The 6,539-nt window shown below is 56.1% G+C and carries 6 protein-coding genes and 2 pseudogenes; 4 read left to right on the top strand and 4 right to left on the bottom strand.

Annotation, left to right across the window (positions count from 1 at the left end; all coding sequences use genetic code 11):
- The 4 genes from P0D80_RS48035 to P0D80_RS48050 form a co-directional block, all read right to left on the bottom strand.
- On the bottom strand, positions 1-793 hold a 793-nt coding region (locus tag P0D80_RS48035), incomplete at its 3' end, for a secretin N-terminal domain-containing protein (protein WP_408295267.1).
- A gap of 109 nt (positions 794-902) precedes the next feature.
- Entirely contained in the window at positions 903-1,190 is a 288-nt protein-coding gene (locus tag P0D80_RS48040; RefSeq protein WP_408295270.1) for a hypothetical protein, read from the bottom strand.
- A 723-nt stretch (positions 1,191-1,913) separates the two neighbouring features.
- Positions 1,914-2,099 (bottom strand): hypothetical protein, encoded by a 186-nt coding sequence (locus tag P0D80_RS48045; protein ID WP_408295273.1) that lies wholly within the window; start codon positions 2,097-2,099, stop codon positions 1,914-1,916.
- A gap of 82 nt (positions 2,100-2,181) precedes the next feature.
- Positions 2,182-2,442 carry a hypothetical protein gene (locus P0D80_RS48050; RefSeq protein ID WP_408295276.1) on the bottom strand — a complete coding sequence of 87 codons (261 nt, stop codon included), beginning with the start codon at positions 2,440-2,442 and terminating at the stop codon, positions 2,182-2,184.
- Between the two features lie 828 nt (positions 2,443-3,270).
- Here P0D80_RS48050 and P0D80_RS48055 point away from each other — a divergent pair.
- The 4 genes and pseudogenes from P0D80_RS48055 (at position 3,271) to tnpB (ending at position 6,511) form a co-directional block, all read left to right on the top strand.
- Positions 3,271-4,275 (top strand): T3SS effector SopD family protein, encoded by a 1,005-nt coding sequence (locus P0D80_RS48055; RefSeq protein WP_408295279.1) that lies wholly within the window; start codon positions 3,271-3,273, stop codon positions 4,273-4,275.
- A 315-nt stretch (positions 4,276-4,590) separates the two neighbouring features.
- Positions 4,591-5,395 (top strand): annotated as a pseudogene (locus P0D80_RS48060) (IS110 family RNA-guided transposase); the annotation flags it as partial.
- A 590-nt stretch (positions 5,396-5,985) separates the two neighbouring features.
- Positions 5,986-6,085: pseudogene (locus P0D80_RS48065) on the top strand (transposase); the annotation flags it as partial.
- Positions 6,086-6,397: 312 nt separating this feature from the next.
- Entirely contained in the window at positions 6,398-6,511 is a 114-nt protein-coding gene (tnpB, locus tag P0D80_RS48070) for an IS66 family insertion sequence element accessory protein TnpB (protein ID WP_408295281.1), read from the top strand.
- Positions 6,512-6,539: the final 28 nt, after the last annotated feature.

Below are 6,539 nucleotides of genomic sequence, written 5' to 3' on the forward strand. Positions count from 1 at the left end.
GTTGATCCAACTTCGGAATTAGATCAACGTACAGCCCCATATTTTTCTTTCGATCGCGCACCAGCACTGCATTCTGACGCATGTCTGCGGAGAACGCCGGCAGACCGGTTGCGCCGGCCGTGGCCGCAGATTTACCGTCTGACGGCGATAAAGTCTTGCCTTGCGCCATTTCGCGCAGCACCGATACCACCCCAGGCACCACCACTGGTTGATTGCGATAGGTATAACTCGTGTCGGCGGCGTTGGCATACTTGAGCGGGAAAAGCGATATCGTTTCCTTGTCTTGTTCCTGATATAGCTTTTGCTCATCAAGCTGCTTCGCAAGAGCAGACACCCGAGCTAAACACACAGGCACTCCATTCACCTGCAGAGCGTTGAAGTGACTCATAGTTCGCAGTTGACAAGAGGCGTCGTCCAACAAACCGCTTGACTCGACTAGCCCGTACTGTTCGCCCACACCTAAGTAGTTGGGGATAAGCGTGACCCGATCCACCTCCGTCGCCTTGTACACATAGAGCGTGCTGCCATCGTAATAAGGCAATAGCTGATAAAGTCTGGCCAGCTCTGCTAACGCACTACCTGGCGGATTGTCATGTAACTCCCCGACGTAGGGCTCGGTAATCTTCGCACTTACTACGACGGGCAACTTGTAGTTGGCGCCGATACTTCGAAGTACCGAAGCTACTGTGGTACCGTGACTAGAGAGAAAGAATGGCGGACCGCGCCAAGTAACGGGCTGTGCTGTTGTAGAACAGGCGATCAGGAATCCGGCTACCAGCAGAAAGAGTCTCATGCGTACCCCCCTGCGATGGGCAAAATGCGTGTCGTACCCTCTCCCCGCGCAGCCAACAGGGCCACGAGCGCCAGTTGCTGCTGGAACAGCAGATCTAGTTCGGTTTCCGTCAGAACAACAGGATAGCGGCGCAGTAGCCAGAGCCGGTTTCTACAATATAAAGGGCGTCATCGCACGCCTCCGGTGTGGCGGCGAGCATCAAGCAGACATCGGATACATTCGAAACGGGACGCTGCAAAGTGATCGCCACGGCTGTTCCGCTGGTGAAAGCGCGTGCACGTATTGCGCCAACGTCTAGGCTGCCAATCAACAGGGACCCTTCCGCAGCCCATCGAGGTTCGTGCACCCGCTCCGCTATCCAGCGCAAGACGAGAAAGGGGTCCAGTACCTTATTCATGGACCATATGTTGCCGCCGGAGTCTGCAACGGCGAATCGGGTCTAAACCTGAAAGTGGCATTGCATCCTTAGGCTATGTTGCTCTGATCGTTTTAGCCTCGTTGGCCTTAGTCCTCCCACAGCCTCCCGTTAGGCCGCCGAATCCTAGCGTCCTTGGAGATGGTCTCAACGGCCAGGCGCTCTATGGCTCTCCTCGATGCGGGCGTTTCAAGAATCCTGCGGCTGGCAGACGAGTCCGGGAAGGGTAAAGACGGGCACTGACTGCGGCTACACCGCGTTAGCGATTGTCTATCAAGGTATAGCGGGCTATATTCCCGCGTCATCGCCAGGTGACAGACGAGTACCACCCGCGCGCATACGTCGATGATCACGAGCAGCCATACGCGCTCCATCTCAAACTCATGCTCGAATCCGAGCGGATCGCGAGGTGACCGTCTAATTCGACGGCCTGATACGGGCGAGTCGCCGCTGGAGAAAGTGTATCGTCAGCATGCGGCCGACCCTCAGGTGTAAGCCACAGGCAGCAACTGCGACGTTCCGAAGCCGCGCAACAGCTCGGTCTTTACGCGGAAGAGACGAGCCAGGCAGCGAGCCTGAATACTGATCGAGCAGCAAGGAAAAGGCACCGACGGCACCGTCCCGTTCGCTACGCAAGGTGACGGGTAGCAGGCGAGTATATTCCGTCACACGCGCATAAACGGCAAGTGCACGAAAGCCTTATTATCACCCGTCGGCGTGCAGCGAAAGTGCCCTGTCGAGAAGCGGGTGGAGCTGTCTGCGGTTGACTCCAGTGGCGTTCTCGATACTCGCTGCTGTTTCTCCGCTCGCATAACGCTCAATGGCGCCGACATGTCTCCGGACGCGATCGCGCACGGTAGCGTTGAGCTCTGTCAAGGTCATGTCGGCCATGAGGCGAGATCGACTGCCTGGAAATCAGATTTGCGGCGACTCATGATGTGGTTCGGATCGCAACGAAGCGCGTCATACACGGCTAGCTTTCGGTGTGCAACTCCTGAGCCGGGATGCGGCCGGGGCGTAAAAGTTCGAAGACTGCGCGGACGGGCGGGGTCGCCCGCAGAAAAATCACCTCAATCATCATTAGCGATTGAGGTGACGCGACAAAGCGCTCGAACGAATCGGCCAACGAAGGCTCGACGATATCGCGTGCGGCGACAAGCACGGGCAGGATTCGCTGCCAGTTTCCAGTCCAGACAGGCTCAGAGGCCCTTTCGGCTGCATCGATGTGTTGCATGGCGAACGCTTCCGGTCAAAGTCAATAAGGTTTCGCGGGCGATCGCTTATATGTGTCGTTTTCGATGGCAGGGGCCAGGCATTCGTAACCATCAGGCGTCGTCGAAAAGTCGACGACGCGACGTTGCCCGTGAACTGCCATGAAGCCTGGCCGTTCACAGAATGTCTTTGAAGCGGGATCTCCCTCCAACATCAGCCAGGCTTCGAAGGCGCGCGCTTGTCGAGCGTCAGGCGTCGCCCGAGCTTTGGACTGAAGACGTCATACCGTGCGCGCCCACGGGGACGCGGCAGGAGTAGCGGCTCGAAGCTGAGCAAAACGTTGACCATGTGTTCGGCCTGCCTGGGGAAGTCATGCTCTCGGACGAGCGGGAAAGTGACGATTTTACTTCGCTGGCAAGCGGAGTAATCTCGTCAACTCTAAGGCTCCAGCCCCGTCCTGGGGTATTGGCCGGCGATATTACTCCGCTTTACGGCCCGGCACTAAAGTCCGGATGCTTGGCTGTAGTCAGGATCTCTGCAACGTCGCAACCATGAAGCTTGGCAAACCGGGCGCGTCCATGCATGGCACTGCCACTTGCGCAAAAAACGTAAATTATGAGGAAATGCCAAAGCTCGTCCGACCACCCGCGGGGATCATGAGGTAGGGTCCCGACCCGGTAGCGCTCGACTTCAATGCAACAGCTCAAGTGCTGATTGTCGGGCATTCGCGTAGTTGGGTTTCAACCGCTTCTGCAGTGTGACTAGAAAGGTGTTAATCGTGGGTGGAATGTCCTTAAATTCAATATGCCGTGCAACGAATCATGGCATATCGGCGGCCGGAAAATTCGCTATGAAGAACAGCACCGACATAGTCGGGCGGATTCTGAGCGCGTTGACTTTCGGTATCGCTGCAGGCATATATGCTCTATACAGCCATCTAAATTCGAGGGAAAAGACCGATGAATATGCCAATTTGGCCAAGGCAATACTGACTGAAAACGCGAACGAGCAGGAGCGCTCCATTACCGTCCGATCTAACAAGCATGGTGAGATAACGTTCAGGGAGAATGGCATAGGATTGGACGTCTCCATGCATGGCCAATCGACTTTCATCCCAAATATGAGTCTTGACGAATTGAAGAGTAATATTAAGGCAGACATGCTACACAACTACTCTTCTTATTTCAACGACGAGTTCGATGCTGCTTTGAATAGTGTACAGCAACATCGTGTTACTAAGCAGGATGCCAGTTTGCTCAACCAAATATATGGGCTTCCAAGTGATTGGGATTCGGCCAAGTGGAACAGCATGCCGGACTTGAATGACAAGGAAGTCGAACTCTTGATGCGGTTGAGAATTGAGCGCATGTGCGCCGAGAACTATCCGACGGGAGGAAGCGTCGACGTATTTACGTTTCGGTCATGCCATGTATCCGATCTGAGGTCAATCTACCGTCCTGGCGAAGTGAACAAAGACACGGCAACAATGCTGCAAGAGAAGCCTTTGACAGTCGAGGAAGAGAAGCTTGTCGCCAAGCTGAATGGAGGGACAGTGGACTACTCGACAATGTTTCAAAGCTTTGGTTATGACGCTAAAGGGCACAAATTTTGTGTAATACATCCCTTGGTATCTTACGCCTTGAATTACAAGTCAAGTCTGCCCAATCTTGACTTGGAGGAGGTCCTGCCAGGATCAACTGCTGTGAATCGATTTGTGATGGAGCAATCATGTCTGAAATCGGTCGAATACAAAGAGAACAAAACCAAAATAGACGCTGCGCTCGCCAAAGTATTTGAAAAATACGGAACTCTTAACATAGAGACGACTGGCAGTAGCAGAAACGAACTTTGCTAGCGATAACGATCGCTATGCATGGATACCCCGGCTTGCAATCCTTACTTGATGCGATGCATCGAAAGTCCTCGTTACAACCATGCAACCGGACTTCGGCGCAGGACCGGAGGGCGGCGGGGAAAGTCGACCCTAGCTGGCCGGCTCGAGATATCAATGGAATCGTCAAGAATCTGTTTTTGCCCAAGCTCTTGCATCGCTGCATCCGCTTCGGTCTTGATATCGCGGTGTTGATTTACTGAGATGGACCCGACGCCCCTTCGGGGAAGCGCGATACTGCTGAATGTCGTCTTAGCGAGACTACTTGGGAGGTTCGTCATGGAAATCGATATTCTCGGCATTGATCTTGCCAAGCACATCTTCCAGCTTCACGGCGCTGAACGCAGCGGACGCGCGGTGCACCGCTCCAAGGTCGGGCGTGGAGCATTGATCGAGACCGTTCAAATGCTTCGCCCGCGAGTCGTAGCGATGGAGGCTTGCAGTTCAGCGCATCATTGGGCGCGTCACTTTATCGGCATGGGTATCGAGGTCCGCTTGATAAGCCCTCAATATGTGACGCCGTTTGTGAAGACAAACAAGAACGACCGTAACGATGCAGAGGCAATCGTGGAGGCAGCCTCGCGTCCGTCGATGCGCTTTGTTAGCGTTAAATCGGTCGAACAGGAAGACATCCAGGCCGTGCATCGAATGCGTGCCGTCTTGGTGCGCCAGCGCACGGAGGTTGTCAATCAGTTCAGAGGACTGATGGCCGAGCGCGGCCTAATCGTTGCGCGCTCGGTGCAGGCTTTCAAACGAGCCATCCCGACCTTATTGAGCAACGAGAGCTCCGAACTGACGACTTTCTGCCAGGCGCTGCTTACCGACATGCTGCAACATCTGCAGGCACTGGAAGCTCGGATTCAATGGCTCGACGTGGCGATAAAGGACTTCGTAAAGAACTCGGCATTGTGCCGCAAGATAACCGCGATCGAGGGTGCCGGTCCGCTAACTGCGAGCGCCGTTGTTGGCGCCATCGGCGATGCCAAACAGTTCTCCAACGGACGCCATCTTGCGGCGTGGGCTGGGGCTGGTGCCCCGTCAATACTCCTCGGGAGGCAAAGCCCGGTTGCAGGGCATCAGCAAGTCAGTATGACTCTAGGTGAGTAGCCCACGGGAATCGCACCCGCAGGCCCTCGCAGGTAGGGTCGAGAACTGGCGCGCGCACCGGTAGGCGCCGGTGGTGATTCCACCGCTTTCGCGATGGCCCGCAATCCGGCAACCATAGTCACGTTTCCAGCTCCCGCCACGTCGAACGCAGCGGGCCGGTTTCCGGCACTACGCTCTCCTGTCTGCTTCATGTCAGGATTTATGGGACCTATCATGCTGGGCGCGCTTTCGGTGCGGCAGCACGACGAACACGATAGCCGTTGAACAGCTTCAGTTCCTCATACAGCCAACGCCTACTCCACCGCTTCCAGCCGAAGCCGCGTCGATTCCGGGAGCGCCCCATGTGGCGCCTGATCTTCTTTTCTACCCAGTCTTTGATGAAGCGTAAGCAACTCAGCAAGGCCGTTCGCTGTTTCGCGTGAGCGCGTTGCATGATCCGGACTCAGTCTGGATGCCGAATGAAATGGTGTCCATGTTCCATTCTCCGGATCGGCCAACATGTCAGAAACCTTAGATAACGAAGCCGGCGCACCTCGCCGCACCCACCGCGTGTATTCACTGGAGCTGAAGCAGCAGATCGTGCTGGAAACGCTGCAACCAGGAAGCTCCGTATCCGCCGTCGCGCGTAAGCATGGCATCAACGACAACATCGTGTTCGAGTGGCGCCGGCTGCATCGCCTTGGCAGGCTGGGCTTGCCGGCATCGACGATTCCGCCGTCGCAATGCAGCGAACTGCTGCCGGTCCACGTCATCGATTCACCCGCGCAGTTGCCTGCGGGACGTGCACTGCCGCCGGAGCCCGCAGATGGCGTGCATGGCGTGAAGCCGTCAGGGTGTGAGTCGAGATCGAGGTTGGCAAACGCCGTGTGCGCATTCGTGGCCTGTCGATGGAACGTGCCGAGCAGTTCCTGCGCGAGTGCCTGCGATGATCGGCCTGCCGGCGGGCACACGCATCTGGATTGCCGCCGGTGTGACCGACATGCGCTGCAGCTTCCAGGGGCTGGCCGCAAAGGTCCAGTCGGTCCTTGAAGACAACCCGTTCGGTGGCGACGTCTTTGTGTTTCGGGGCCGTCGAGGGAGTCGTGTGACATAGTGCATCCTCCGGTTAGAATCCAGGTAAC

The organism is Paraburkholderia sp. RL17-373-BIF-A, from assembly GCF_046030175.1.
In the GTDB taxonomy this organism is placed as follows: domain Bacteria; phylum Pseudomonadota; class Gammaproteobacteria; order Burkholderiales; family Burkholderiaceae; genus Paraburkholderia.

Bases quoted from the DNA above. Each gene is read 5' to 3' on its own strand.
- P0D80_RS48055 (WP_408295279.1), top strand. From the start codon at position 3,271: ATGAAGAACAGCACCGACATAGTCGGGCGGATTCTGAGCGCGTTGACT.
- P0D80_RS48045 (WP_408295273.1), bottom strand. From the start codon at position 2,099: ATGGCCGACATGACCTTGACAGAGCTCAACGCTACCGTGCGCGATCGC.
- P0D80_RS48050 (WP_408295276.1), bottom strand. From the start codon at position 2,442: ATGCAACACATCGATGCAGCCGAAAGGGCCTCTGAGCCTGTCTGGACT.
- P0D80_RS48040 (WP_408295270.1), bottom strand. From the start codon at position 1,190: ATGAATAAGGTACTGGACCCCTTTCTCGTCTTGCGCTGGATAGCGGAG.
- tnpB (WP_408295281.1), top strand. From the start codon at position 6,398: ATGCGCTGCAGCTTCCAGGGGCTGGCCGCAAAGGTCCAGTCGGTCCTT.